The sequence below is a fragment of the Kamptonema formosum PCC 10802 genome (assembly GCF_000332335.1).
GTDB lineage: Bacteria > Cyanobacteriota > Cyanobacteriia > Cyanobacteriales > Oscillatoriaceae > Oscillatoria.
Genome location: NZ_KB235948.1, coordinates 6,862,933 through 6,886,455 on the forward strand (window position 1 = coordinate 6,862,933; position 23,523 = coordinate 6,886,455).

Here is a 23,523-nt window from a genome sequence, read left to right on the forward strand (position 1 = left end):
AGAGAGAAAGATGCGCCAGCTACTGATTCAGGTTCCTCGGGGGTGCGGGAAAACTGTCCTCGACATCGCCCAGTCTCATGACGGGGTGAATCTCGCCCAGTTTGAAGCGACTGGAAAAGATCAGCCGGTAGAGGTGGTAATCGCTCACGTTTCTAATCAAAAAATTGAGGATTTGCTAGAAAAATTGCAAGACCTGCCGGATGTGCACGTCACCCTAATTCCGACTGGGGTAATGGCCCTGCAACCGCCGGCTTCTGAGGCTCCGCAGCAGGTGAAAAATGTAGAGGAGCGCAGCCCCATTGAGGTGTTTCTCGCCGGTTTGCAGAGCGTCGGTTCGTGGCGGGGCTTTTTGGGGTATGCGGCGGCGGCGGGCTTTGTGGTCTGGACCGGCCTTTACACCAATACAATTTACCTGCTGACTGCTGCCATGCTGATTGCGCCGTTCGCCGGGCCGGCAATGAACGTGGCCATCGCCACAGCCCGAGGCGACCGGCAATTGCTCTGGCGGAGTCTGTGGCGCTATTTTGCAGCACTGGGGGTGACGGTACTGGTGTGTGCGGCGCTCAGCCTGCTCCTGCGGCAAGAAATCCCGACGAGTTTAATGGTGGAAAGGAGTCAGGTTTCCTCGGTGGCGGTGAACAGCCCCTAGCGGCGGGCGCTGCCGGTGCCCTGAATCTGGTTCAGTCGGAAAGGAGCAGCTTGGTGTCGGGTGCGGCTGTCGGCATGCTGGTGGCGGCTTCCCTGGCACCGCCGGCGGGCATTGTGGGCATGGCCAGCGCTATCGGCAAGTGGGATATGGCGGTCAGCGGTTTGTTCCTGCTGCTGCTGCAACTGGCCGGCATCAATTTAACCGCCTCCCTCCTGTTCCGGGTTTTTGGCTTGTCGGCGCGGGGAGCTCGCTACAACCGGGGGAAGAAATGGGTGTTTCCCGCTGCTTTGGGGGTGACGGTGGCGGTACTGGCGGGCTTGCTCGCGTGGCAGTTTTCCACCCCCCCCAATCTGCAGCGCTCCACTCGCGCCGGGCGAGCCGCTGCCCAAATCCAGAACGTGGTGGAGAGCAGCGGTCTGGCAAAACTGGTGGAAGCCAATGTCCGCTTCACCCGCCCCAGCATTAAAGGTCAGAATACCCTGCGGGGCGTTGTCTACGTCCAGCGCCAAGCCGGCGTCACTGAGCCAGACCAGCAGATCCGCGCTCGCCTCACACGCGCCATCCAAACCGATTTGCTCGCCGAGGGATTCAATGTTACGCCGCTGATTGATGTCAGTGTTCTGGAACCCCCAACTAGCAGTCAATAATTGGCACGACAGCTTGCCTGTTTAATTATAGCGTATTGCTTTTTCATTCCTACAGATCGGCTCACTATTCCATTAGATAGAAGCAAAATCGTTTCCCAAGTGGTTAAGGTAAGTAAAAAGGGAACGGCCAGACTTATTAAAGAGAAAAATGCTTGCTGACAAGGAGGCTTTGCAGAACTATGACACGCACGAATAATTTTGTTGCCACATGGATGCGGGTGAGCGGGGCAACCGTCCTGGCACTGCTGGCGGGTTCAGTCGCCGCTTGCCAAAGGACACCAGACCGCCGCGATGTCGCCACCACCCCTCCGCCGCAGCCCGAACCCACTCGGACGGTGGTGATCAGCCCCACTCCGCAACCGGCACCCACTCGGACGGTGGTTGTCAGCCCGGCACCGCAGCCGGCACCCACTCAGACGGTGGTTGTCAGTCCTAGCCCGCAACCTGCGCCCACTACTGCTGCGGTTCCTCGCGAACCCATCACCAATCTCGTCGTAATTGCCGCCGCGCCGAACCAGGAGTTGCTTGCCGGCAAACGGGTGCAATTTACCAACGTCAGGGTTCGCAGTGTCGTGGGGGACAGGACCTTTTGGGTGGGGCCAAATAATACCCAAAAGCTGTTTGTTGTTCTGGCACCGCCACTGGATGAAGGGAGTGCTGAGGAGCGGATTGTTGTTCGAGAGGGACAGACTCTCAATCTGACCGGCGTGCTCAAAATCTTGCCAAACCCACAGCAAGCCCAGCAGCAATGGGATTTGAGTTCCGCTGAGGCTCAAGAACTGAACGGCAAAACGCTCTACATGGAAGCTGAACAAATCAAATTTAAGTAGAGATGGCGCTCAATATTTATAGCGTTCTGTCTACTTTTTTAGTACCTGAGCAAGCCGGTGACTGTAGGGACGCTACCGCCACGTTACTTCCGGCTTTATGGGGCGAATTTCATCCAACAGCTTCATCTGGAGCAAGCCCCATTTAACAGCTATTTTGGATTGTGGCTTCTGCATTTATAGACGAATAAGTCAATACTATTTCCGGAAATTAAGGACAGAGATGTTTTCAAGAGAGCCCGAGGTGTGATGAATCTCCACAAAGCAGTCCTGGCAGCGTGGTCAAAAATTCAGGGAATGTTAAGCGGCACAATCGTCATGCTGCCAAACCTTGTGCTGGCTTTAATCGTCTTCGCGCTTTTTTGGTGGGCCGGCAAGGGGTTCAGAATGCTGGTCAAACGCCTCACCCGCCGGCACCGGCAGGCGAGGAATTTAGGGCTTGTACTCGGACGCCTGTCGCAGGGCATAACCATTTTAATCGGTTTATTTGTCGCCCTGTCTATCGTCATCCCGACGTTTAAGGCAGGGGATTTGGTGCAGCTGCTGGGGATCAGCGGTGTGGCGATTGGTTTCGCGTTCCGCGACATCCTCCAGAACTTCTTAGCCGGCATCCTGATTCTGTTGACTGAGCCGTTCGAGCTGGATGACCAAATTGTCTTTAAAGGCTACGAGGGAACGGTGGAAAATATCCAAACGCGAGCCACGACGATCAGGACTTACGATGGCCGGCGGGTGGTGATTCCCAACGCGGAACTTTTCACGAATTCGGTAATTGTCAACACCGCTTTTGAGAAGCGCCGGCTGGAGTACGATGTCGGTATCGGCTACGGCGACGACATCGAGCGGGCGAAGCAGCTGATTTTGGAAGCGATGTGGGGCGTGGATGGAGTTTTGCGCGATCCGCCTCCCGACGTGCTGACGATGGAACTGGCGGAAAGTACCGTCAACATTCGCGCCCGCTGGTGGATTCAACCGCCGCGAAGGGCGGACGCTCTCGACATGCGGGATAAAGTGCTCACGGAGATTAAGAACAAGCTGGTTGCTAACGGCATTGACCTGGCTTTTCCGACAGTGCAGGTGCTCTTCCACGACCAAACCGAGGAGACGGATGGCGACCGGTCCAGGCAGCGTGAGGGATGGCCGGCAGGTCAGGGCGAAGTGCCTTCGCCGCGCAGCATTGCCGGTGGGCTCAGGAAACTTGCCGAAATCCGGGAGCGAACAAATGGGAGCCGGAGCGCTCAAAACGCGGACGGCACTCCATGAAAATCAAACTCAGCGCTAGACTGGGTTGAGCTAAAAACCCCCTCTCTCTCAGGGAGAGTTTCTTTACAGTTTTTTTACAAATTGGCTAGAATTATAGGGGGGATACTGCGCTATAATGAAAGCAAAATTGGAGCCAGCAGTGTGTGGCGTGGAAAACCTTACTGCTGGAGCTTCCCAAAGCAGGCTGTCAAGTTAAATGTTTTAGGTTTAATTAGATAATTCTACTTAACTGAACCAGTAGGTCTGCGTTCAGGAATTAGCTAAGCTGGCTGCTGAACTCTACCTCAGATTGGCTGGATTGCCTATTTCTTAAGGAGTAAAATTATATGCCTCGCTCGATTAAAGATTCAGTTATCGCGCTCACCGGCGCATCTAGCGGTATTGGGCGCGCTGCTCTAGAGCTTGCCAAACAGGGCGCAACCTTACTTTTAGCAGCCCGCCGAGCAGGTGTATTGGAAGAAGTTGCTGCTGAGTGCGAAAGACTGGGTGGGCGCGCCCGAGCCGTGCCAACTGACGTTACCAGCGAGGAAGCTGTACAGGAACTGGCGCAGCGGGCGGTGAATACATTTGGCCGCCTGGATGTCTGGATTAATAATGCTGCCGTCACCTTATTTGCCCGTTTTGAAGACGCCCCCTCCCAAGTTTACCGCCGGGTGATTGAAACCAATTTATTTGGTTACATTCATGGAGCGCGGGCGGCGCTTCCTTATTTTCGCGAACAGGGGAGCGGCATATTAATCAATGTTGACTCGGTAGTTGGCGCTGCCGGTCAACCGGGAGCATCCCATTTTTGTAATCCCCCTCACCCCCAACCCCTCTCCCACAAGGGGAGAGGGGAGAATGCTTGATTTTTCCCCCCTCTCCCATGAAGGGAGAGGGGGGTTAGGGGGGTGAGGGTGACAGTCTTTGCTTGCTTCGGGATGCTCCCGGTCAACCTTACACCAGCGCTTATGTAGCGACTAAGTTTGCCATTCGCGGATCGCTATCGCGTGCGGCGAATTGTGTTTCAGGAACCAGAAAATCTCAGCCAGTTTGTGGCTGAACTCTACCGCTGGCAGTACAGACAGCGCAAAATTTTTAGCAACCGCTTAGTCGTTGAGTATTTTATATTGCTTGAACCCCTGTGGGCGTTGCGAACGGGTTCAGTCCCCTTCTGAATGAAGTTCAATATGGAACCCACTGGTGCGGCGATAGAGGGCGACAGAGTGAGAGCCGAGCCAACTTTTTCAGGTTTTGCATCGCAAGTTTTTTTTAGCTGTTGCGCATTTATAGCGGTTTTCATCTGCGTGAGGTACTGACCAACCCGGTTTCTTAAAGAAACCGGGTTTCTGGCATGTACTTCATCCAACTGAAAACCGCTATAATTTTTGCTATCCATCTCTATCCCTCGTTCGGAGGGCGGCCACTCTGAAACGCCCCTACGGCTCTGCCCCCTCTGTACAATAAGCATATTAAAAGCGTAACAGCATACTTACATCCGGCAATACGCCGGCGGCACTGTATGAAAACCAAACTCAGGCAAATTTGGGACGCGCTGCGCACCAGCTACTGGTTCGTGCCGGCGCTGATGGTCGCCAGCGCCATCTGGCTTTCCGTCGTGACTGTTGCGCTTGACCAGCGGACAAACGAGTGGTTCGGAAGCCTTGCCTTTACCTACACTCGGGGACCGGAGGGTGCGCGGGCGATTTTGTCAACGGTTGCCGGCTCAATGATGACTGTCGCCGCCACCGCCTTTTCCATCGCCATCGTCGCGCTGCAGCTCGCTTCCTCCCAGTTTGGCCCGCGACTGCTGCGCAACTTCATGGGGGATACCGGCAATCAAATTGTACTCGGCACGTTTATCTCCACATTTATGTACACTTTGCTCGTACTCAGGACGATCCGAGCGGGAGAAGAAAGCGAATTTGTGCCGAACATTTCTGTGACGCTGAGCGTTTTCCTGGCGATCGCCAGCGTCGGCGTGCTCATTTTCTTCATCCACCACACGGCATCATCGATTCAGGCAGACACCGTTATCGCCGAGGTAGGCGTTGAACTGGACCGGGCGATCGACCGGCTATTCCCGAAAAAAATAGGGCGCGGCGCATCGGGGGACTCCCAGCAGCCGGTGGGAGAGGACATCCCAGAAAATTTTGACCGGGAAGCGGGGGCTGTTTTAGCCGGAAAAAGCGGTTATATCCAGGCCATTGATGAGAAAAAGTTGCTGGAACGAGCCACAGAAAATAACTTAATTTTGCGTCTCAACTGTCGCCCGGGAAACTTTGTCGTGCAGGGGAGCCACCTCCTGAAGGTTTGGCCCGGGAAGCTGCTGAATCAAAAGCTTGCCAAAGAAATCCATGAGGCGTTCATTTTCGGCAACCAGCGCACTCACCAGCAAGATGTGGAGTTTGCTGTGAACCAATTGGTTGAGATTGCCGTGCGCGCGCTTTCTCCTGGCATTAACGATCCCTATACTGCCATCCGCTCCGTTGACCAACTCAGTGCGGCGCTCAGCCATTTGGCGGAAAGGAATATCCCCTCCGCCTACCGCTACGACGAGCACAATAAACTTCGCGCGATCGCCGAGCCGGTGACATTTGCGGGAGTAACCGACACTGCCTTCAACCAGATCCGGCAGTACGGGAAATCGAGCGTAGCGGTTACGATTCGGTTGCTGGAAGCGATTGCAGCTATCGCTCCCCACACCGGCAGCGAGAGCGACAGGGCGGTTCTTTTGCGTCACGCCGGCGAGATCGAGCGCAGCAGCCGCGAGACTGTGACGGCAGAGTGCGATCGCAAGGATATTGAGTCGCGATATCAGGTGGCATTAAAAGCCCTAAAACCCGATGAGCAACCCGATGAAAAACCCGAATAAATTTGAAAAACAGGAACTGGAAACAGAACGGCAGGAAATCCTGCAACAGCTAGAAGACTGGCTGGAAATCCCCATGCTATTGCTAGCCATCGCGTGGTTAGCGCTGCTGGTCGTCGAGCTGATTTGGGACTTAAATCCGCTGCTCGAAGCCGTCAGCAACGCCATCTGGATTGCCTTCTTACTCGACTTCGCCTTGCGATTCACTCTGGCTCCTCAAAAAGTCGTCTATCTCAAGCAAAATTGGCTGACAGCTTTTTCTTTGCTACTCCCAGCGCTGCGCGTTTTGCGGATAGGGCGGGTTTTCCGCCTGCTGAGAGCCACCCGGGGACTGCGACTGGTGCGCGTCATCACTTCTTTAAATCGCGGTATGCGCTCGCTGAGAGCGGCGATGAGGCGTTACGGGTTCAGCTATGTCCTGGCGCTGACTGTGACTGTCACCCTGGTGGGAGCTGCAGGAATGTACGCATTTGAAAGCAACACTGCTGGTGGGGGGGGACTGAATGACTACGGCGCGGCGCTGTGGTGGACGGCGATGCTAATGACAACAATGGGTTCGGAATACTGGCCAAAAACGCCAGAAGGTCGGGTGCTCTGCCTGTTTTTAGCACTGTATGCCTTTGCTGTATTTGGTTATGTGACGGCAACACTCGCCACATTTCTTGTCGGGCGCGATGCCGAAGACGAAGAGGCAGAAATCGCCGGTGCCAAATCCATCGCAGCCCTGCACGAGGAAATCGCCGCATTGCGGGCTGAGATTCAGGCGCTTTCCCGCCAGCACCGCACCTGACTGACCGGCTACTCAGACTGAATCCAGTTGAGCAGCCCCAGAGACGTTAAAACAGCCACAAAGTTAGCAGCAATGCCGTTGATGTTCGCGACTTCCACAAAAACGTCAAGCGCTCGAATAATCCTGTTGGGGTCGGAGATCGCCACTCCAGGCGGTTGGGATACCGCTTTTGCCACCAGCACTCCTGAAGTCGAACCGGCACCCACGAGGCACAGGAATATCCCCACCAAACCGACAATTAATCCCAGTCGCAGGAGCTGAACCGTATCCCCTTTCTTGGGGTGCCGGTCGGTATTTGGATTTTCTAGACCTTTGGCTATGCGAGTGTAGCGAAACGCCAGAAAAGTATTGAATAGCAGCGCGATAACGCCGCCTATCGCCCAAAATATACCGATTCCAATGCCGGCATTGGTTTCCGCTGCGAAGTTCTGCCCGGAAATAGCAAACAGCAACACTAATCCAGAAGCGAGAGCGAGCGCTAACTCTAACCAGAAGGCCATCCAGCCCACCAGGCGAAAAGTTGTTACCGTTTTTTGTTTAGCCGGCGAAATCGAGGAGTAGTCTGACTGAGTTTGCATATCTGTATCCCTGTGCGATCGAGCCCGATATATAGCGGTTCTATATGATTTGCGCGTCTGGGTTTGGGGCCAGAAACCGGGAAGGGGCGTGGCGGGACGCGCCCCTACGAAACCGGGTTTCTCTGCTGTCACAACTGAAATAGAAACGCTACACTACCTTTGAAGAATAACTCCACCGGCATTTCTTGCACCTCTGCCCACAGAGAGAATGCGGCTCCGCCCAAAGATGATGGCAGCGAGGACAGGCCGGCGTGCGCCGGCAGGCAAGGGTATTAGCGCACCCTATTCCTTTTTCTCACCCCCATCCTGGAAAACTTCCCGCAGCAAGGGGGAGGGAAATTCACTCAGCCGGCCAGTCCGAACAAAATCTGCATAGGTATCTGATTCTAGCGCTATTAGCTCTTGCTGAATTTGCTTGATAGAGAACTCCTGCAATTCCGGGGATTGCCGGCGCAATTCCTCAATTTCTTCCTGAACGCCATTCAGCTTTTCTCCCACGCGATTTAGCAGTTCCCGCTGGTACTCAGGCTCAATTTCCGGGCGGGTGGCGAGCTGAGATATGCGGTCGATAACCCGATTTAGGGCAGCCCGACGAGCGAGCGCCTCCAAATATTCCTGGCGCTTGGGTTGCGCATTCAACAATCCCAATTTGTCAATGACTGGTTTAACTGTCAAACCTTTCACCAGCAGCGTAAACAGGACCACTCCAAACACAATCGCGATTGTATCTTGCCGGTCTGGCAAGCTATTTGGTATACTTAACGCCAGCGCTATCGATACCGAACCCCGCAAGCCCCCCCACCAGATCACGGTTTGATCCGGTAAGGAAATTTGTGATTTGGCTAGCCTATTGCTCAAGGCGCTCAAACTGTAGATGGCGACCCCTCGCGTCAGGATGACAGCCGCAATCGCTACAGCAATTGGGGTTAAATTTTTTGCTAAAATAGCAAAGTGGATCTGGTCGCCAATCAGGAGAAAAACAATTGAATTGACGAAAAAAGCCAAAAATTCCCAAAATTCAGTGACAATCAGCCGGGTTCGCGGGTTCATCCCGATGCGCGAGCCAAAATTTCCCAAGATCATGCCGGTGGTGACAACGGCAATCACACCAGAACCGCCCAAGTCTTCCGAGATCAGATAGGCACCGTAGGCTGAAACCAAAGTAGCCGATTGCTCCACAAAGGGCAAATCGAAGCGTTCGGTGAGGTAAGAAATCCCAAAACCGATTAACGCCCCGATGCCTATCCCAATTCCCATAAAAGCAAAGAATTGAGCCACACTATTCGTCAGGGAAAATTTCTCGGTTCCGGCAGAGATGCCCACCAGGAGACTGAAAGCGACGACAGCAATGCCGTCATTAAACAAACTCTCCCCTTCCATCAGGGTGGAGAGGCGTTTCTCCACTCCCAGTTCGCGGAATAAGGCAATCACAGAAACGGGATCGGTTGCGGAGACGCTAGCGCCCACCAGCAAGGCTGTCGCCAGGGAAATTCCAGGCAATGACTTCAGCCCGAAAGCCACGCCGGTGACAGAAATGATCACTCCCACCACAGCGTACAAACCAATCGGGATCAAATCCCGCTTCAGGTTAGACCATTCCAGATTCCACGCAGCTTCAAATAAAAGAGGGGGCAAAAAAATTAAGAGAATCAGTTCAGGCGAGAGATTAACCAGCCGGACATCCACAAAGGCTAAGCACAGCCCCACAATCACTAGCAGCAAGGTGTAGGGGATCTTGCGAAACCAAGTGAAGGATTGAGATAGCGTCGCCACGCTTAAAGAAACGAGAAGAACCAGCAAAAATTTCTTCAGATTTTCTTCAATGAGAAGTTCGCCGGTGAGATTGGCTAAGAGCATGGGTAACTGGCCAATGTGACTTTACGAGTATTCAATATAAGTGTAACGCCACACCGGCACTCCTGTAAAGAGCCAAATGTGCCAGCGCTTTGCCAACTTTGGGCCAGTCCGCAGCCGGCTCAACCTCTCTAACCAACTTTTGCCACCGGCGCAAGACGTGTGACAATCGCCGGCAGTTCCCGAGAAACCCGCTGACTCAGGTGGAGAGTCTTAACCGCCGTCTCGAAAGAGTAGCCCTCCCTCATGCGCTCGCCAATCCCCTCAACTTCCGCCCAAGTCAAATCGCTCCCCACATAAGCTTTCGCTAAAGCAATCAGCAAATCTATACAGCTGTTCCCCTCAGCTTTTGTCATCATCGTGTGGGGAATATCCAGCCCTCGCTCAAAACAGTGATACCAGGTTTTGGGCTGAAACTTGAGTGCCGCCTCAAACAGAGCTTCGTGATCCTCCTTGCCAACAGCGGCGTCGCTGTCACTCGACACAATCAGCATCGGAGCGGCAAAACTCTTTTTTGCCCGTTTGAGAACCCGCTCTCCCATATCTAAAAAAATTCGCAAAGCCCGCATGCGAAAGCCCTTATAGCCAAAACGCACTCTTCCCAGTTGAGTTTTCCATTCAAAGTAGATATTAAATAGGCGCACGAACCAATCCACCCACTTGTTGCTGCCACTCAAATAGGGGGCAAACAGCAAAGCCTGGGAAATTTCTTCGGGGCGTTCTAGCGCCAGCCAAGCCGCCAGCGTGCCGCCGCTGGACAGCCCGCCGGTGACAACTTTTTTCCCCATTTGTCGAGCAATTTCTAGCCATTCCAAAGCGAAGTCTTGATAAATCTGCGGATCTTCGGGCAGGGGAGGGGGGTTGTTTCCATCCCAGCTGCCGGCAATCCCGTGTCCAGGCTGCAAAGGAATCAACACATTGCAGCCGGCATTAAAGAAAGCTTCTCCTAAGGGCACAAACTGCTCTGGCGTTGCGGTAAACCCGTGAAAAAACAGGCACACCTTATTTGTTGGGCTGGGGTGAAGAAAAAACCGAGAGGGACAGGTTTCATCCATCAGGTGCCGCGCATCTTCACGCGCTTCTGTCTCTTGAATAATTGCTGATGTTAGCTGCGAATAGTTAGACATTTCTGCTTTTAAACTGCGATTGTTTGTCGTGGGCGCTTTAGCGCCTATTCCTCAGGTAAGTAGGGGGCAAATTTGTAATTTTGGATTTTGGATCTCTTTCGTTCCCAGCCTCAGGCTGGGAACGCCGTCCTGGAGGCTCTGCCTCCTTGGGGCAGATAGGAAGATTAAAAGCCTAAAAGCTTACTATAAACCCGCACCTGCCTTAGCCTATAATAGCAGTGCCTCCGGATTTGATCCAACTAGCACCTGTTCTTAAACTCTCCAGAAATGCGAACGTGTTGAAAGCGCTCGCACTCCACCGGCTGCCCCTGACAGACAACCTCTGTGCCGTCGGCACAGACTTGCTGCACCACAATCCCGTGCGGATGCAGTCTCACACTTTTATAAGGGAAAGGATAATTCCCTTCCTGATTCCAGCTTAGCTCTAAACCCTTCTCGGAGCGCGCCAAAAGGAATTGATCGAGGCGACTTTCTCCATACCCATCCCCCGCATCGCTGCAGACAGAAGCCTCACAAGTTCCTGCCACCGGCGGGTAGAGGTGGAGAGTCAGCAGCTCCCCTTCCCCCACAGGCAGAATACTTCCCGCCCTCACCAGCAGCGGAATCCGCTCTAGCGGCGCTTCCAGCTCAACCTGCTGCGAACCTTCCATCACCGAACCATCCCAGAAACTGTACCAGCGCCCTTTCGGCAAGGTGACTTTCCGCGAACGCGCCCCCGGTTCCAAAACCGGACACACCAGCAGCGCATCCCCCAGCAAGAAAGCATCATCCACACCCCAGAGCGCCCCGTCACCGCTATCGCGCCAGAAGACAGGGCGCACCGGCGGATAGCCCTTCTGACTCGCTTCCCACGCCAGGGTGTAGAAGTACGGCATCAGCCGGTAGCGCAGTTGCAAGAATTCCCGAATCAAACTCAGGTAAGGTTCGCCATAGGTCCACGGCGTGCGGTGTTCAGCATTATTAGAGGAGTGGGTGCGGCAGAAGGTGAGAAAACTGGACATCTGGCACCAGCGCAGGTAAAGTTCAGCCTCTGGATTTCCCTGGAAGCCGCCGATATCTGGCCCGCTGTACGGAATTCCCGACAGTCCCAAACCCACGACTGTGGCGACAGTTTGGCGCAGCGCCGCCCATGTGCACTCAATATCTCCTGTCCAAGTCCAGGCATAGCGCTGCAACCCCGCCCAACCGGCACGCGAGACAATGAAAGGGCGCTCGTGAGATCGGTAGTTGCGCAGACTTTCATACGCCGCCTGAGCTTGCAGCAACCCGTAAACGTTATGAGCCTCGCGGTGATCGCCGCCTCTCCCTTCCATATAATGCTGCGTGACTTTGGGAAGCGAGCGATCGCCCCAGAGGATAAAGGCTGCCGGCTCGTTCATGTCGTGCCAGAATCCCGCCACGCCCACATCGAGCAGGTACTGGTACTGCCGGCTCCACCACTTGCGCACGGCGGGATTGGTGAAATCCGGGAAAACGCACCACCCAGGCCAGACCGGGCCGGTGGCCAGCTCGCCGTTGGGGAGCCGGCAAAACCCGCCCAGCACCTGACCTTCCAGGAATAAATTGCTCTGCCGGCTGTACTTAATTCCAGGGTTGAGAATTGCGATAAACCGCACCCCTTGCGCTAACAGTTCTTGCGTAAAACTGCCCAGGTTGGGAAAGCGATCCGGGTCGATGGTGAAAGCGCGGAATCCCACCTGACAGTCAATATCCAGGTGAATCGCACTCAAAGGCAAATTGTGCGACTGAAATCCCTGAGCTTCTTCTCGGACGGCTTGTTCGGTGCGGTATCCCCAGTGCGACTGGTGGTAGCCCAAAGCCCAGCGCGGAGGCAGTGGCGGGCGTCCAGTCAGCTCCGTATAGCGCTCCAGCAGTTGCGCCGGCTCTCCTGCAGCGAAGTAGTAGCGCAGCCCCCCGCCCTGGAAGTCGGCTGTCGCCATCTCCCCAAAGGTAAAATAAGCCTCAAAAGAATTTTCATAGAAAACCAGGTAACTGCCTCCCTCGTGCAGGCCCAAATATACAGGAATGCAGATATACATCGGGTCGGAACCTGGCCCGTATTTCCCCGCTGCGTCGAAGTTCCACATCCGGTATTTGCCTTCCAGCCTGCCGTCTTTTGGCCGGCGCAAGTCCAGAGGGGCGGCGCGCTCTCCCAATCCGTAGAGGCTTTCTTCTTTTCGCAGTCGCGCTTGATGAACCCACCCCTCGTTTTTTCGCCTTGGGGGCAATTCTTCTCGCAGGGTAACTCCAGCTGAGTCACTCCATTTCAGGCTGCCATCTACTCCCACGGTGACTTTCAGGCTCTCGCTCGACACGCTCCAGCCCTCATCAGTCTTTTCCAGCGCCTTTTCTACTTCGGGCCAATCGTGGCGGCAGATGCCGTAGGGAACGGGAGGAATGCCAGGAAACCAGTCAACTCGGACGAAATCGGGAGCCAGAAAACTGACTTCAAGCTCGGCTCGCTCGAAATAGAAGTGAGCGCCTCTGACTGCCGGCTCAGCCTGCAGCAGTTTGCCTGGGCTGTCAAAACCTTCCCCTGCCGGCGGAGTGAGAAACTGGCGCTCTATGCAGTCGCGCTTGCGCGAGTAGAGGAATGCCTGCGGGGCGTAGCCCAAATAGAAGAGTGAGCCCAGAAAATATTTTAATTTCAGTGAAATTTGCTTGAATAGATTCATGGCACTACCTTCAGGCGGGAGAGTTTTCACCGGCATGACCCTTTATTTTCTTACCAAACTCTTCAATTATTGACACGGGTTTGACCGTAGCTACATCGACCTTTAGAGGGATTTATAGCGGTTTTCAGTTGGATGGAGTGCATGCCAGAAACCCGGTTTCTTTAAGAAACCGGGTTTCTCAGTACCTCAGATGAAAACCGCTATAAAAGGGAAAGTGAGCCCTAGACTTCGCTACCTCCCGTAAACCGGCTCTCACAGCTAGCGGGAGTGAAGACAGTTAACAAATCAGGATTTAGGGAGCCCATCCTACGGGCTCAAATGCCAGAGGAGTTTAGGGTTCGCTTTCCGTCGCTATACCGCCAGCAAATGATCGGGAATGGGGCCTGCAATAACTATAGCGAGTAACTGCTTTATCGGAAAAAATAACATAATTTTAGGGGGGGCAGAGGGCGGCACTCTCTGCCTGATTTTGAGAAAAATTTTAGCGGGCGCTGGGGGAATATATTCCCAAAGGAGGATGAAACTGCAAGCGGCTTTGGCTAAACTTGACTTTCAGATAGAATGCCCAGTAATTTGTGAGAGGAAAAGACCGAGGGGGAACTGCAAACACCCGTGGAGTTGAGATAGGGCCACACAGGGCGCAATGAAATGGGCAGGCGCGGTTGTGATGGGTGAATTGGATGAATGTCTGGGCAGCATGCCGGTGCGTGCCGGCCTTGAGAGAGATTTGGCCCAAATGGGTGGGGCAGCTGCCGGCAGGACCAGCTGTGGCTGACGCCCTTCCGGCACCTCTACAGCTATTGCCGGCGAATTTGAAACGTTAATAACAGAATAGGAATACAGCAATGGATAGAACATCAAAAATAAAGGTTGAACATCGCTCAGTCCAGGTGCCATCAGGCCCAATCAGCTTGGAAGGCCATTTGAGCGTGCCGGAAAACGCCCGTGGGGTTGTGCTGTTCGCCGACGGCAGCGGCAGCAGCCGGCACAGCCCCCGCAATCGCTATGTGGCAGAAACGCTCAACCAAGCGGGGTTCGCCACCCTGCTGGCAGACTTGCTGAGCCCAGATGAAGAGGCGGAAGACCGCCAAAAAGAACACCTGCGCTTCAACATTGACTTTTTGGCAGAGCGGCTGATTGACGCCACGGAATGGATCGCCCAAAGCCTCGACACTCACCACCTGAAAATCGGTTACTTCGGTGCGGGCACCGGCGCTGCAGCCGCCTTGGCTGCAGCTGCGAAACTCGGAGAAGCCATTAGCGCGGTTGTCTCGCGGGGGGGCCGGCCTGACTTGGCTGGGACAGCCTTGCCGAATGTTAAGGCACCGGCACTGCTGATTGTGGGCGGGAATGACCTGCCGGTGATTGACATGAATCGGGGGGCGCTAGAGAAGCTGGGCGGGGAAAAGAAGCTGGAAATCGTTCCCGGAGCGACTCACCTTTTTGAAGAGCCCGGTGCCCTCGAAGAAGTGGCGCAACTGGCGCGTGAGTGGTTCGCGCACTATTTGGTGCGCGTCAAGCAGCCGGTGGCAATCTAAGCGCAATTTTGGATTTTAGATGCCCGGATTTTGGATTAGAAACCCCAGACATCTAGGGGTTTTCGCCGTGAGGAAAAAACGGGTGCCGGCCCTTGGGCGTAAGTTCGGGAAAGCAGCAAAAAGTTTACAAAAAGTTTAAATAACCAGCAGCCCGATCGCTCACTGGCTGCTGTCAGCGATCAGTCTCACACACAAGGAGAACAAAAAAGATGGTAAACGCTCTGGGCAGACATCGCGCTATTGGCGTATTTCCGACCCGCGAAGCCACAGAAGCAGCTCTCACGCAGCTGAAGAATTATGATTTTCCTATGGAGAAGGTTTCTGTGGTGGCGCGGGAAGTCAGCGAAGGTGATGAGCTAGCCCGCACTCCAGAAAAATTCATTCAAGATAAATCTATTGAAGGCTTGGGAAAGGGCATCGTTGCGGGGGGATCTTTGGGAGGAATTGCCGGCTTGTTAGCGGCGGGTCTGACTGCAGTGGCGGTTCCTGGATTGGGTTCTGTCGCCCTGGCAGGAGCTGCTGGGATGTTTGCCGGTGGCTACTATGGCGCAGCTGGGGGCGGCATCATCGGCGCGATCTTGGGAAACGGCGTCTCGAAAGAGCAAACCCGACTTTACAGCGAACACCTCTCCGAGGGTCATTATTTAGTCACGGTGGAGGGCACGGATGAGGAAATCCGTCAAGCTGAATCTATTTTGACCGGTCAGGGCGTTCAAGACTGGGGAGTCTACAGCACCGCCTGAGTTTAATACCTTTGGCAGAGATGGGAGATAAGCCTTAGGATAGTTTATTTCTCCCAACAGCTGAATCTAAGCTTGAGATATGTTGAGTCAGGGAGGAAAAAATCATGCCGAGCGGTCATGCTAGCCACAAAGGCTATTCCGTAAAACCCAATACGAATGCTGAGGGTCGGCTCGATACTGCTGCTGACACGGAAGTGGAGCCGCAAGATATTCTCGGGGAAAGGGCGAATGCCACTAGAGATGGCGAAGAAACCGTGGTGAATCCGGCGGCTACTGAGCGACCGAAAAATCCATCATAAGGCAGGGAATAACAGGAGTAAATCTGTCAGGATGGAGGCAGCGGTTCTGGGAGAGAGGCACCCTGGGGGAATCGTGTTTGAAGCAACTGCCGGTCTAACCCGCCGCACAGCAGTTCCCCTATCAAAGGCTCCGCCGGCACGCTATGGATTTTCTATTGGCCGAGGGCTGCCGGTCTGCCGGTTTAAGATTGCGTCTGGTTGATGAATCTTAATAATGAACCGCCAAGACGCCAAGGACGCCAAGGACGTGATATCACCGGTTCAAGACGCAAAGGAGATGGCGATGGCTACTTTAACTCAACCGCACGAATGGCACGAACTAGCCCAACAGTTGCGAGCGGACAGCATTCGCGCTACAACCGCCGCCGGTTCAGGACACCCCACCTCGTCGATGTCCGCTGCTGACTTGATGGCGGTGTTGCTGGCTAAATACCTGCGCTACGATTTCAGCGATCCGGACAGCCCCAATAATGACCGCTTTGTCCTCTCTAAAGGGCACGCCGCACCGCTGCTGTATGCGATGTATAAGGCAGCCGGCGCTATTTCGGATCAGGAGTTGATGTCGCTGCGGAAATTTGGCAGCCGCTTGGAGGGGCATCCCGTGCCGGTGCTGCCTTGGGTGGATGTGGCCACCGGCTCTCTGGGACAGGGACTGCCAATGGCGGTAGGGCTGGCTCTCGCCGGCGAGTATTTGGACAAGCTCCCCTACCACGTCTGGGTGCTGCTGGGCGACAGCGAGATGGCTGAGGGCTCGGTTTGGGAAGCCTTCGAGCTCGCCGCGCACTACAGTCTGGACAACCTGATCGCGATCGTAGATGTCAACCGGCTGGGGCAGCGCGGACAGACAATGCTGGGGTGGAAAACCTCCTGTTACTGCGATCGGGCGAAGGCATTTGGGTGGGAGGTGATTGAAATCGACGGTCACAATATTGAGGAGATTGACCGGGCGTATGGCGAAGCGGTGAGTGTCATTGACCGCCCCACATTAATTGTGGCTCGCACCGTGAAAGGGAAGGGCGTTGCTTCTGTGGAGGATATCAATGGCTGGCACGGCAAAGCGCTCAAACCCGACCAGGCAAAGGAAGCGCTGGCGGAACTCGGCGGGGAGCGGAATATTATTGCTGAAGTAAATAAGCCGGAAGAGGGAGCGCAACCGGCACCAGCAGCACAGGCTGAATCGCTACAGCTTCCCACTTACCAGGAAGGCTCGCAAGTGGCAGCGCGCCGGGCTTACGGTGACGCCTTGAAAGCTTTGGGAGCCGCCCGACCCGATGTGGTCGCTCTCGATGCGGAGGTGAGCAACTCAACGTATGCGGAGGAATTTGCGAAGGAATATCCGGAGCGCTACTTTGAAATGTACATTGCCGAGCAGCAAATGGTGGCTGCGGCGGTTGGTTTGCAGGTGCGAAAATATAAACCATTTGCCTCAACTTTCGCGGCTTTCTTGACGAGAGCTTACGATTTTATCCGCATGGCTGCTGTCTCCCGCGCTAGCATCAAGCTGGTGGGATCTCATGCCGGTGTGTCCATCGGTGAGGATGGCCCCTCGCAGATGGCGCTGGAAGATTTGGCGGCGTTTCGGGCGGTCTGGGGCAGCACGGTGCTCTATCCCTGCGACGCCAACCAGACGGCTAAACTGGTCGCTCAGATGGCGGACAGGGAGGGGATTGTTTACCTGCGCACCACCCGCGAAAGCACGCCGGTTATTTATGGGGCGGATGAAGATTTTCCCATCGGCGGGAGCAAGGCGGTTCGCATCTCTGACCGGGATGCGGTGACGGTTGTCGCTGCCGGCATCACTGTGGGCGAAGCGCTGAAGGCTTACGACCGGCTGAAAAAGGAAGGCATCACGGCTCGGGTGATCGATGCCTATTCGGTTAAGCCGATTGACGCGCAGACGCTGCATCACGCGGCGCACGATACGAATGGCAATTTTGTGGTTGTGGAAGATCACTGGAGTGAGGGGGGGCTCGGTGACGCTGTGCTGGATGCTTTTGCCGGTGCCGGTGCCGCTCCTAGCTATGGCCCTGCGAACCTGTCCCTGATTAAGCTGGCCGTGCGGGACATGCCCGGTTCTGGCACGCCTGAGGAACTGCTCCACGCCGCTAAAATTGATGCTGATGCCATTGTTGAAGCGGTGCGGTCGCTGGTCAAGCAGGCGGTTTGGGTGCCAACGGAACAATAAGCTGTTAAGTTTTTAATCTGCTTTTTTTAGAAAGGAGTCAGAGCCTCCATAGCAGGGTTGCCAGGAAGAGCCTGGGAACGAAGCATGGATAGTTGTAATGCGAATTAAATGCGTATTAATGCGCAGCGTCCGATCGAATCGGTTGTGTGCCGGTGATTCATTTGGCGGGACTGTAGGGTAAGGGGATACCCCAGCCCTGCACTTGGGCGTAAAGGCTGACCGTATAATAAATATGTCCTGTGCGGCTATTGGTGTTTGCGGTCATGCGCGCAATGATTTTGGAAACGCCCGGTCAACCCCTGCGCTTTGCTGATTTACCCGTGCCAGTGCCGGGTGCGGGGCAAGTTTTGCTCCGGGTTCACGCCTGTGCTGTGTGCCGGACGGATTTGCATATTGTCGATGGAGAGCTCGCGAGTCCCAAACTGCCTTTAGTGCCGGGGCACCAAATTGTCGGGACAGTGGTGCAGACGGGTGAGGGGGTTGAGAAATTTGCTGCCGGCGACCGGGTGGGGGTTCCCTGGCTGGGCTATACTTGCAACCGCTGCCGCTACTGCCGGTCAGGGCGGGAGAATCTTTGCGATTGTGCGGCGTTTACCGGCTATCAAATCGATGGGGGTTATGCGGAGTGTGCGGTGGCGGACGAGCGCTTTTGCTTTCGCATTCCTGCCGGCTATCCGGATTTGCAAGCGGCTCCTCTTTTGTGTGCGGGATTGATTGGCTATCGCTCTTTGAAGATGGCCGGTGATGCGGAGCGCATTGGTTTTTATGGATTTGGCGCGGCGGCGCACATTCTGGTGCAAGTCGCCGGCTATCTCGGGCAGCAAGTGTTTGCTTTCACTCGCCCTGGGGATGTTGAGGGGCAGGCGTTTGCGCGTCAGTTGGGAGCGGTTTGGGCCGGCGGGGCTGACGAGTTGCCGCCAGAAGAGTTGGATGCTGCGATTATTTTCGCACCGGCAGGGCAGCTGGTGCCGGCGGCGCTGCGGGCTGTTGCCAAGGGAGGGGCGGTGGTGTGTGCCGGCATTCACATGAGCGATATCCCTTCGTTTCCCTATGAAATTCTGTGGGGAGAAAGGATGTTGAGATCCGTTGCCAATTTGACTCGCGAGGATGGGGAAGAGTTTCTCGCCTTAGCGCCTTTAGTGCCGGTGCGCACGGAAGTGCAGCCCTTTCCCCTGAGCGCCGCCAACGAAGCTCTGGAGGCGCTGCGGGCAGGAAAAATTCAGGGGGCTGCTGTGTTGGTGGTTGATTGAGAAAGCTCTGGAGATCCGATTTGATTTTAACGGATATTTTGTCTCAAATAAAGGCAGCGTCTCGATGTTCTGGTTTCCGGGCGAGAGGCTGAGAGGGGGTGAATCTATCATCGCCCACAACGCGCCTTTAGTGCCGGTGGCGGCAGCACGTCCAATGCTCCAACGCTGCTAGGCTCGACCGCTCCTGTCAGTATAAGAGTGCGGAACGCGCCACCCACTCCCCCCCACAACTCCTTGGGGAGTCCGGCTGGTGATGGCCACAGGTGGGCGTGCCGGTGGCTGTCCCCTGAGGCCGCAATCCAGCTCAAACCCCTGCCGGTACAGGACTTGAGGGCATCAGGAAAAATTTTTCAAAAAATTTACTCAAAGGTATTGACAGCCCCAGACAGGCTGGTTATCTTAGTTAAGAGCCATCAGGAAAGGGGTAGCGCCAGCGCCCCCGATCGGCCCATATTTTCACAGCTCTTTATCAGGGTCAAAAGTTTCTATTTATTGAGTCCGCCTAAGTTAATCGGGAGAGATCTACTATGATGACTTTAAATTATGACCTAAGTCCAGAAATCAGCATTATATTATGCACTTACAATCGAGCAAAATATCTGAACGATTGCATTGACAGTGCGATCAATCAAACTTTTCAAAATTGGGAGCTTTTGGTAGTTGATGATGGCAGTCAAGACAATACTTTTGAAATTGTCAATTCTTATATACAGAAGTTTAAAAATATTCGGTACATTAAGCATCAAAACAGAAAGCAGGGCTTTTCTAGAAATGTAGGTATTCAGGCATCGTTAGGGAAGTATATAACTTTTATAGATAGCGATGACACCTATAAAGTGAATCATTTAGAATCCCGTCACGCATATATGCAATCCAATCCCGATGTAGACTTAATTTCGGGCGGATTATTCAGTGAGGAAGAATTTTATTGTACTGATTATTTTCAGCCCGACAGAATAATTAATATACGGGACTGCGTTATGGGACCCACTTTTTTTGGCAAAAGGGAAGTTTTTTTTGAATTAAATGGGTACAGCGACTTATCCTATGGGGAGGATACGGACTTCTGGCAACGGGCGGAAAAAAAATTCAAAACCCAAAAACTAACGGAGCCGGAAACCTATGTTTATACAAGAGCGGAAACGAGTATTACCAAAAGCGCGTTAGATAAAATATCGTCACCGGCCTAAACAGCCAACAGGGGAAGGGCCACGGGTGGGGCGGGCCGGCGGTGGCCAAACAGCGGTAGCCCTCACCCAACGTTCTCCCCCAGCCGGTGCCACCCCGCCCCAAGCTAGCTCAAACCCTTGCCGGTGGGGCGATTCAGCCATCGGGAAAATTTTTTCAAAAAATTTGGGAAAAATGCTTGACAAGCTCAGAACGGCTTGTTATAGTAGTGAAGCGCGATGAGGAAAGGGGCAGCGCGAGCGGCCCAGGGCCTCACAGCACCGAACCAAGATAAGAGAATAGTTTGAAAGCCAGAAAGCATCAAAAACCTCGTCAAAGCAATTAGAGGTCTTCAGAGTCCATCTCTGGAGATGTCATTATAACAAAACGGAAACAATAGTTTCCGGAGTCACAAACTCAACGAACACCACGGAGAGTTTGATCCTGGCTCAGGATGAACGCTGGCGGTCTGCTTAACACATGCAAGTCGAACGGGAGGAGAAATCCTCTAGTGGCGGACGGGTGAGTAACGCGTGAGAATCTGCCTTCAGGTCGGGGACAACAGCTGGAAACGGCTGCTAAGACCCGATGTGCTTAGCGGTGAAAGATTTATCGCCTGAAGATGAGCTCGCGTCCGATTAGCTAGTTGGTAGGGTTATAGCCTACCAAGGCGACGATCGGTAACTGGTCTGAGAGGACGACCAGTCACACTGGGACTGAGACACGGCCCAGACTCCTACGGGAGGCAGCAGTGGGGAATTTTCCGCAATGGGCGAAAGCCTGACGGAGCAAGACCGCGTGAGGGACGAAGGCTCTTGGGTTGTAAACCTCTTTTCTCAGGGAAGAATTCTGACGGTACCTGAGGAATAAGCATCGGCTAACTCCGTGCCAGCAGCCGCGGTAAGACGGAGGATGCAAGCGTTATCCGGAATTATTGGGCGTAAAGCGTTCGCAGGTGGCTGTTCAAGTCTGCTGTCAAAGACTGGGGCTTAACCCTGGAAAGGCAGTGGAAACTGAACGGCTAGAGTGCATTAGGGGTAGAGGGAATTCCCAGTGTAGCGGTGAAATGCGTAGAGATTGGGAAGAACACCGGTGGCGAAAGCGCTCTGCTGGACTGCAACTGACACTGAGGGACGAAAGCTAGGGGAGCGAAAGGGATTAGATACCCCTGTAGTCCTAGCCGTAAACGATGGATACTAGGCGTTGCCGGGCTCGACCCTGGCAGTGCCGGAGCTAACGCGTTAAGTATCCCGCCTGGGAAGTACGCACGCAAGTGTGAAACTCAAAGGAATTGACGGGGGCCCGCACAAGCGGTGGAGTATGTGGTTTAATTCGATGCAACGCGAAGAACCTTACCAGGGCTTGACATGTCGCGAACCCCGCTGAAAGGTGGGGGTGCCTTAGGGAGCGCGAACACAGGTGGTGCATGGCTGTCGTCAGCTCGTGTCGTGAGATGTTGGGTTAAGTCCCGCAACGAGCGCAACCCTCGTGTTCAGTTGCCATCATTAAGTTGGGAACTCTGAACAGACTGCCGGTGACAAACCGGAGGAAGGTGGGGATGACGTCAAGTCAGCATGCCCCTTACGTCCTGGGCAACACACGTACTACAATGCTGCGGACAGAGGGTAGCGAGCGCGCGAGTGCAAGCCAATCCCGCAAACCGTGGCTCAGTTCAGATCGCAGGCTGCAACTCGCCTGCGTGAAGGAGGAATCGCTAGTAATCGCAGGTCAGCATACTGCGGTGAATACGTTCCCGGGCCTTGTACACACCGCCCGTCACACCATGGGAGCTGGTTTAGCCCGAAGTCGTTACTCTAACCGAAAGGGGGAGGACGCCGAAGGCTGGGCTGGTGACTGGGGTGAAGTCGTAACAAGGTAGCCGTACCGGAAGGTGTGGCTGGATCACCTCCTTTTTAGGGAGACCAACTTGTACTGAAACGCATTACCCAACAGAAATAAAGCGTGCAGTCAAGTCATCCCAAGGTCGAGCGAGGTTTTTGAGGAAAAGGCTTTCAAACTAATTTCCGGTTCGGGACGATTCCCGGTTCGGGTTGCGGGCTATTAGCTCAGGTGGTTAGAGCGCACCCCTGATAAGGGTGAGGTCCCTGGTTCGAGTCCAGGATGGCCCATCTCCTATGGATTTTAGATTTGAGATTTTGGATTTTAGATTGAATGTCAAATCTCAAATCGTCAGATTCCTGGTTGGAGGCCAGCATGGCCCACTTGCCAGGAATTTTAGATTTTAGATTCAAACCAAAATTCGGACATCCAAAATCCACAACCCACACAGTGTGTGTGGCTCTCAGCGAGCGCTGCCTTTGTACGGGAAAAGTCAGCCGTTCCCCTACCGCTTACCTCCACCAGAAAAAAAAGGTTTTGGACTTGACAGTGCTGCCCGGCAGTGCTAAACTCAAGAACAAATAAATAGAAGTGTGACATTTCAGCAACGCCCCTTGTCAGGAACAACAAGGTCAGCTGGATTCTCATGCAGTCCTAACCTGGTGAGGTAAAAGAAGATGACAATTGCGACCACTGAGAAGACTGCAACTGCGACCACAGAACGGTATAAAAAGTTTACGATTTTGCATTCAAATGACATGCGACTTTCTGGCAGAAGCTAGCGGTGCACAAGAAGGTCATTTGATTGGTGGGCTGTCCCTGCTTTGAGGATATATCAATAAAGTGCGCGCAGAAGAGAAAAACGTGCTTTATGTGATTTCAGGCGATATGCTCCAGGGTTCTATGATTGATGCCGAATTCAAGGGGCTGTCAACCATACAGGGCAAACGCATCTTGTCAATAAGCACGGGTTTTAGCACAATAACTCGGCTTTATTCTTCCTTGTTGAGAATCTCTAGTCTACATATAGTGTTTTGCCTTCCTCTAAGGCACTACATATAGAAATTTAGAAATTAGATGCGTTTGCCCTGGTCAACCATAGAAATTATGAATTACTTGGCTCCAGACCTAGTGACTTTGGGAACGAATTAGATTATGGATTTCCTCACTTGCTATTCCTGGAAAAGATGGCAAACTTCCCCATCGTCAATGCAAACTTGTATATTAAAAAGTACAGTAAG

Annotated in this window: 21 protein-coding genes, 1 tRNA gene and 1 rRNA gene; 18 read left to right on the forward strand and 5 right to left on the reverse strand. The window is 54.0% G+C overall.

All coding sequences use genetic code 11. The features are described 5' to 3' along the window. Window positions 1-10 precede the first annotated feature (10 nt). From OSC10802_RS56820 to OSC10802_RS0130235, 8 genes are all read left to right on the forward strand, one after another. Window positions 11-649, forward strand: coding sequence for a DUF389 domain-containing protein (locus OSC10802_RS56820; protein WP_369797106.1), 639 nt, complete (start codon window positions 11-13; stop codon window positions 647-649). Beyond that, complete coding sequence (locus tag OSC10802_RS56825) at window positions 553-1,296, forward strand: DUF389 domain-containing protein (protein WP_369797107.1); 744 nt, start codon at window positions 553-555, stop codon at window positions 1,294-1,296. Before OSC10802_RS56820 ends, OSC10802_RS56825 begins: the two co-directional genes overlap by 97 nt. Window positions 1,297-1,475: 179 nt before the next feature. Continuing rightward, the gene (locus OSC10802_RS0130205; RefSeq protein WP_017720515.1) at window positions 1,476-2,126 is read left to right on the forward strand and encodes a hypothetical protein; all 651 of its coding nucleotides are present in this window, start codon (window positions 1,476-1,478) and stop codon (window positions 2,124-2,126) included. A 246-nt stretch (window positions 2,127-2,372) separates the two neighbouring features. Beyond that, complete coding sequence (locus OSC10802_RS0130215; protein ID WP_017720517.1) at window positions 2,373-3,386, forward strand: mechanosensitive ion channel family protein; 1,014 nt, start codon at window positions 2,373-2,375, stop codon at window positions 3,384-3,386. Window positions 3,387-3,712: 326 nt separating this feature from the next. Further along, the gene (locus OSC10802_RS42495; RefSeq protein WP_017720518.1) at window positions 3,713-4,234 is read left to right on the forward strand and encodes an SDR family NAD(P)-dependent oxidoreductase; all 522 of its coding nucleotides are present in this window, start codon (window positions 3,713-3,715) and stop codon (window positions 4,232-4,234) included. Between the two features lie 117 nt (window positions 4,235-4,351). Continuing rightward, a complete protein-coding gene (locus OSC10802_RS46830; protein WP_071593368.1) occupies window positions 4,352-4,543 on the forward strand; it encodes a hypothetical protein in 192 nt (63 codons plus the stop codon). Between the two features lie 344 nt (window positions 4,544-4,887). Then, the gene (locus OSC10802_RS0130230) at window positions 4,888-6,240 is read left to right on the forward strand and encodes a DUF2254 domain-containing protein (RefSeq protein WP_017720520.1); all 1,353 of its coding nucleotides are present in this window, start codon (window positions 4,888-4,890) and stop codon (window positions 6,238-6,240) included. Further along, window positions 6,212-7,027 carry an ion transporter gene (locus OSC10802_RS0130235; RefSeq protein WP_198525221.1) on the forward strand — a complete coding sequence of 272 codons (816 nt, stop codon included), beginning with the start codon at window positions 6,212-6,214 and terminating at the stop codon, window positions 7,025-7,027. Before OSC10802_RS0130230 ends, OSC10802_RS0130235 begins: the two co-directional genes overlap by 29 nt. Before the next feature lie 8 nt (window positions 7,028-7,035). On the opposite strand, the gene OSC10802_RS0130240 is transcribed toward OSC10802_RS0130235, so the two are convergent. The 4 genes from OSC10802_RS0130240 to OSC10802_RS0130255 all read right to left on the reverse strand — a co-directional run bounded on the left by OSC10802_RS0130240 (window position 7,036) and on the right by OSC10802_RS0130255 (window position 13,261). Then, window positions 7,036-7,605, reverse strand: coding sequence for a DUF3611 family protein (locus OSC10802_RS0130240; RefSeq protein ID WP_017720522.1), 570 nt, complete (start codon window positions 7,603-7,605; stop codon window positions 7,036-7,038). Between the two features lie 282 nt (window positions 7,606-7,887). Then, window positions 7,888-9,462, reverse strand: a complete 1,575-nt coding sequence (locus OSC10802_RS0130245) for a Na+/H+ antiporter (RefSeq protein ID WP_017720523.1) — start codon at window positions 9,460-9,462, stop codon at window positions 7,888-7,890. A 128-nt stretch (window positions 9,463-9,590) separates the two neighbouring features. Next, window positions 9,591-10,586 (reverse strand): alpha/beta hydrolase, encoded by a 996-nt coding sequence (locus tag OSC10802_RS0130250; protein WP_017720524.1) that lies wholly within the window; start codon window positions 10,584-10,586, stop codon window positions 9,591-9,593. A 239-nt stretch (window positions 10,587-10,825) separates the two neighbouring features. Then, window positions 10,826-13,261: a glycoside hydrolase family 31 protein gene (locus OSC10802_RS0130255; protein WP_026098946.1), complete on the reverse strand. Its 2,436-nt coding sequence runs from the start codon at window positions 13,259-13,261 to the stop codon at window positions 10,826-10,828. A gap of 643 nt (window positions 13,262-13,904) precedes the next feature. Here OSC10802_RS0130255 and OSC10802_RS55940 point away from each other — a divergent pair. The 7 genes from OSC10802_RS55940 to OSC10802_RS0130290 all read left to right on the forward strand — a co-directional run bounded on the left by OSC10802_RS55940 (window position 13,905) and on the right by OSC10802_RS0130290 (window position 19,276). Then, on the forward strand, window positions 13,905-14,036 hold the full coding sequence (locus OSC10802_RS55940; RefSeq protein ID WP_017720527.1) for a hypothetical protein: 132 nt from the start codon (window positions 13,905-13,907) through the stop codon (window positions 14,034-14,036). Between the two features lie 70 nt (window positions 14,037-14,106). After that, window positions 14,107-14,799 carry a dienelactone hydrolase family protein gene (locus tag OSC10802_RS0130270; protein ID WP_026098947.1) on the forward strand — a complete coding sequence of 231 codons (693 nt, stop codon included), beginning with the start codon at window positions 14,107-14,109 and terminating at the stop codon, window positions 14,797-14,799. 209 nt (window positions 14,800-15,008) lie between these two features. After that, complete coding sequence (locus tag OSC10802_RS42500) at window positions 15,009-15,542, forward strand: hypothetical protein (RefSeq protein ID WP_017720529.1); 534 nt, start codon at window positions 15,009-15,011, stop codon at window positions 15,540-15,542. 104 nt (window positions 15,543-15,646) lie between these two features. Next, a complete protein-coding gene (locus OSC10802_RS0130280; RefSeq protein ID WP_017720530.1) occupies window positions 15,647-15,841 on the forward strand; it encodes a hypothetical protein in 195 nt (64 codons plus the stop codon). A gap of 31 nt (window positions 15,842-15,872) precedes the next feature. After that, window positions 15,873-16,043, forward strand: coding sequence for a hypothetical protein (locus OSC10802_RS55045; protein ID WP_155968584.1), 171 nt, complete (start codon window positions 15,873-15,875; stop codon window positions 16,041-16,043). A gap of 12 nt (window positions 16,044-16,055) precedes the next feature. Next, window positions 16,056-18,026, forward strand: a complete 1,971-nt coding sequence (locus OSC10802_RS0130285; RefSeq protein WP_017720531.1) for a transketolase — start codon at window positions 16,056-16,058, stop codon at window positions 18,024-18,026. A 263-nt stretch (window positions 18,027-18,289) separates the two neighbouring features. After that, window positions 18,290-19,276, forward strand: coding sequence for a zinc-dependent alcohol dehydrogenase family protein (locus OSC10802_RS0130290; RefSeq protein WP_017720532.1), 987 nt, complete (start codon window positions 18,290-18,292; stop codon window positions 19,274-19,276). Between the two features lie 107 nt (window positions 19,277-19,383). Here the strand turns inward: OSC10802_RS0130290 and OSC10802_RS51560 are convergent, their stop codons facing one another. Next, window positions 19,384-19,584, reverse strand: coding sequence for a hypothetical protein (locus tag OSC10802_RS51560; protein WP_155968586.1), 201 nt, complete (start codon window positions 19,582-19,584; stop codon window positions 19,384-19,386). 219 nt (window positions 19,585-19,803) lie between these two features. On the opposite strand from OSC10802_RS51560, the gene OSC10802_RS0130295 reads away from it, so the two are divergent. The 3 genes from OSC10802_RS0130295 (at window position 19,804) to OSC10802_RS0130305 (ending at window position 22,572) form a co-directional block, all read left to right on the forward strand. Continuing rightward, a complete protein-coding gene (locus OSC10802_RS0130295; RefSeq protein WP_026098949.1) occupies window positions 19,804-20,466 on the forward strand; it encodes a glycosyltransferase family 2 protein in 663 nt (220 codons plus the stop codon). 403 nt (window positions 20,467-20,869) lie between these two features. Next, window positions 20,870-22,356, forward strand: a 16S ribosomal RNA gene (locus OSC10802_RS0130300). A 142-nt stretch (window positions 22,357-22,498) separates the two neighbouring features. Further along, window positions 22,499-22,572: transfer RNA gene (locus OSC10802_RS0130305), tRNA-Ile, on the forward strand. Window positions 22,573-23,523 lie beyond the last annotated feature (951 nt).

Excerpts from the sequence above, each read along its gene's own strand:
- OSC10802_RS56820 (WP_369797106.1), top strand. The coding sequence starts at position 11 with ATGCGCCAGCTACTGATTCAGGTTCCTCGGGGGTGCGGGAAAACTGTC.
- OSC10802_RS0130205 (WP_017720515.1), top strand. The coding sequence starts at position 1,476 with ATGACACGCACGAATAATTTTGTTGCCACATGGATGCGGGTGAGCGGG.
- OSC10802_RS0130215 (WP_017720517.1), top strand. The coding sequence starts at position 2,373 with ATGAATCTCCACAAAGCAGTCCTGGCAGCGTGGTCAAAAATTCAGGGA.
- OSC10802_RS42495 (WP_017720518.1), top strand. The coding sequence starts at position 3,713 with ATGCCTCGCTCGATTAAAGATTCAGTTATCGCGCTCACCGGCGCATCT.
- OSC10802_RS0130230 (WP_017720520.1), top strand. The coding sequence starts at position 4,888 with ATGAAAACCAAACTCAGGCAAATTTGGGACGCGCTGCGCACCAGCTAC.
- OSC10802_RS0130235 (WP_198525221.1), top strand. The coding sequence starts at position 6,212 with ATGAGCAACCCGATGAAAAACCCGAATAAATTTGAAAAACAGGAACTG.
- OSC10802_RS0130240 (WP_017720522.1), bottom strand. The coding sequence starts at position 7,605 with ATGCAAACTCAGTCAGACTACTCCTCGATTTCGCCGGCTAAACAAAAA.
- OSC10802_RS0130245 (WP_017720523.1), bottom strand. The coding sequence starts at position 9,462 with ATGCTCTTAGCCAATCTCACCGGCGAACTTCTCATTGAAGAAAATCTG.
- OSC10802_RS0130250 (WP_017720524.1), bottom strand. The coding sequence starts at position 10,586 with ATGTCTAACTATTCGCAGCTAACATCAGCAATTATTCAAGAGACAGAA.
- OSC10802_RS0130255 (WP_026098946.1), bottom strand. The coding sequence starts at position 13,261 with ATGAATCTATTCAAGCAAATTTCACTGAAATTAAAATATTTTCTGGGC.
- OSC10802_RS55940 (WP_017720527.1), top strand. The coding sequence starts at position 13,905 with ATGAAATGGGCAGGCGCGGTTGTGATGGGTGAATTGGATGAATGTCTG.
- OSC10802_RS0130270 (WP_026098947.1), top strand. The coding sequence starts at position 14,107 with ATGGATAGAACATCAAAAATAAAGGTTGAACATCGCTCAGTCCAGGTG.
- OSC10802_RS42500 (WP_017720529.1), top strand. The coding sequence starts at position 15,009 with ATGGTAAACGCTCTGGGCAGACATCGCGCTATTGGCGTATTTCCGACC.
- OSC10802_RS0130280 (WP_017720530.1), top strand. The coding sequence starts at position 15,647 with ATGCCGAGCGGTCATGCTAGCCACAAAGGCTATTCCGTAAAACCCAAT.
- OSC10802_RS55045 (WP_155968584.1), top strand. The coding sequence starts at position 15,873 with ATGGAGGCAGCGGTTCTGGGAGAGAGGCACCCTGGGGGAATCGTGTTT.
- OSC10802_RS0130285 (WP_017720531.1), top strand. The coding sequence starts at position 16,056 with ATGAACCGCCAAGACGCCAAGGACGCCAAGGACGTGATATCACCGGTT.
- OSC10802_RS0130290 (WP_017720532.1), top strand. The coding sequence starts at position 18,290 with ATGCGCGCAATGATTTTGGAAACGCCCGGTCAACCCCTGCGCTTTGCT.
- OSC10802_RS0130295 (WP_026098949.1), top strand. The coding sequence starts at position 19,804 with ATGATGACTTTAAATTATGACCTAAGTCCAGAAATCAGCATTATATTA.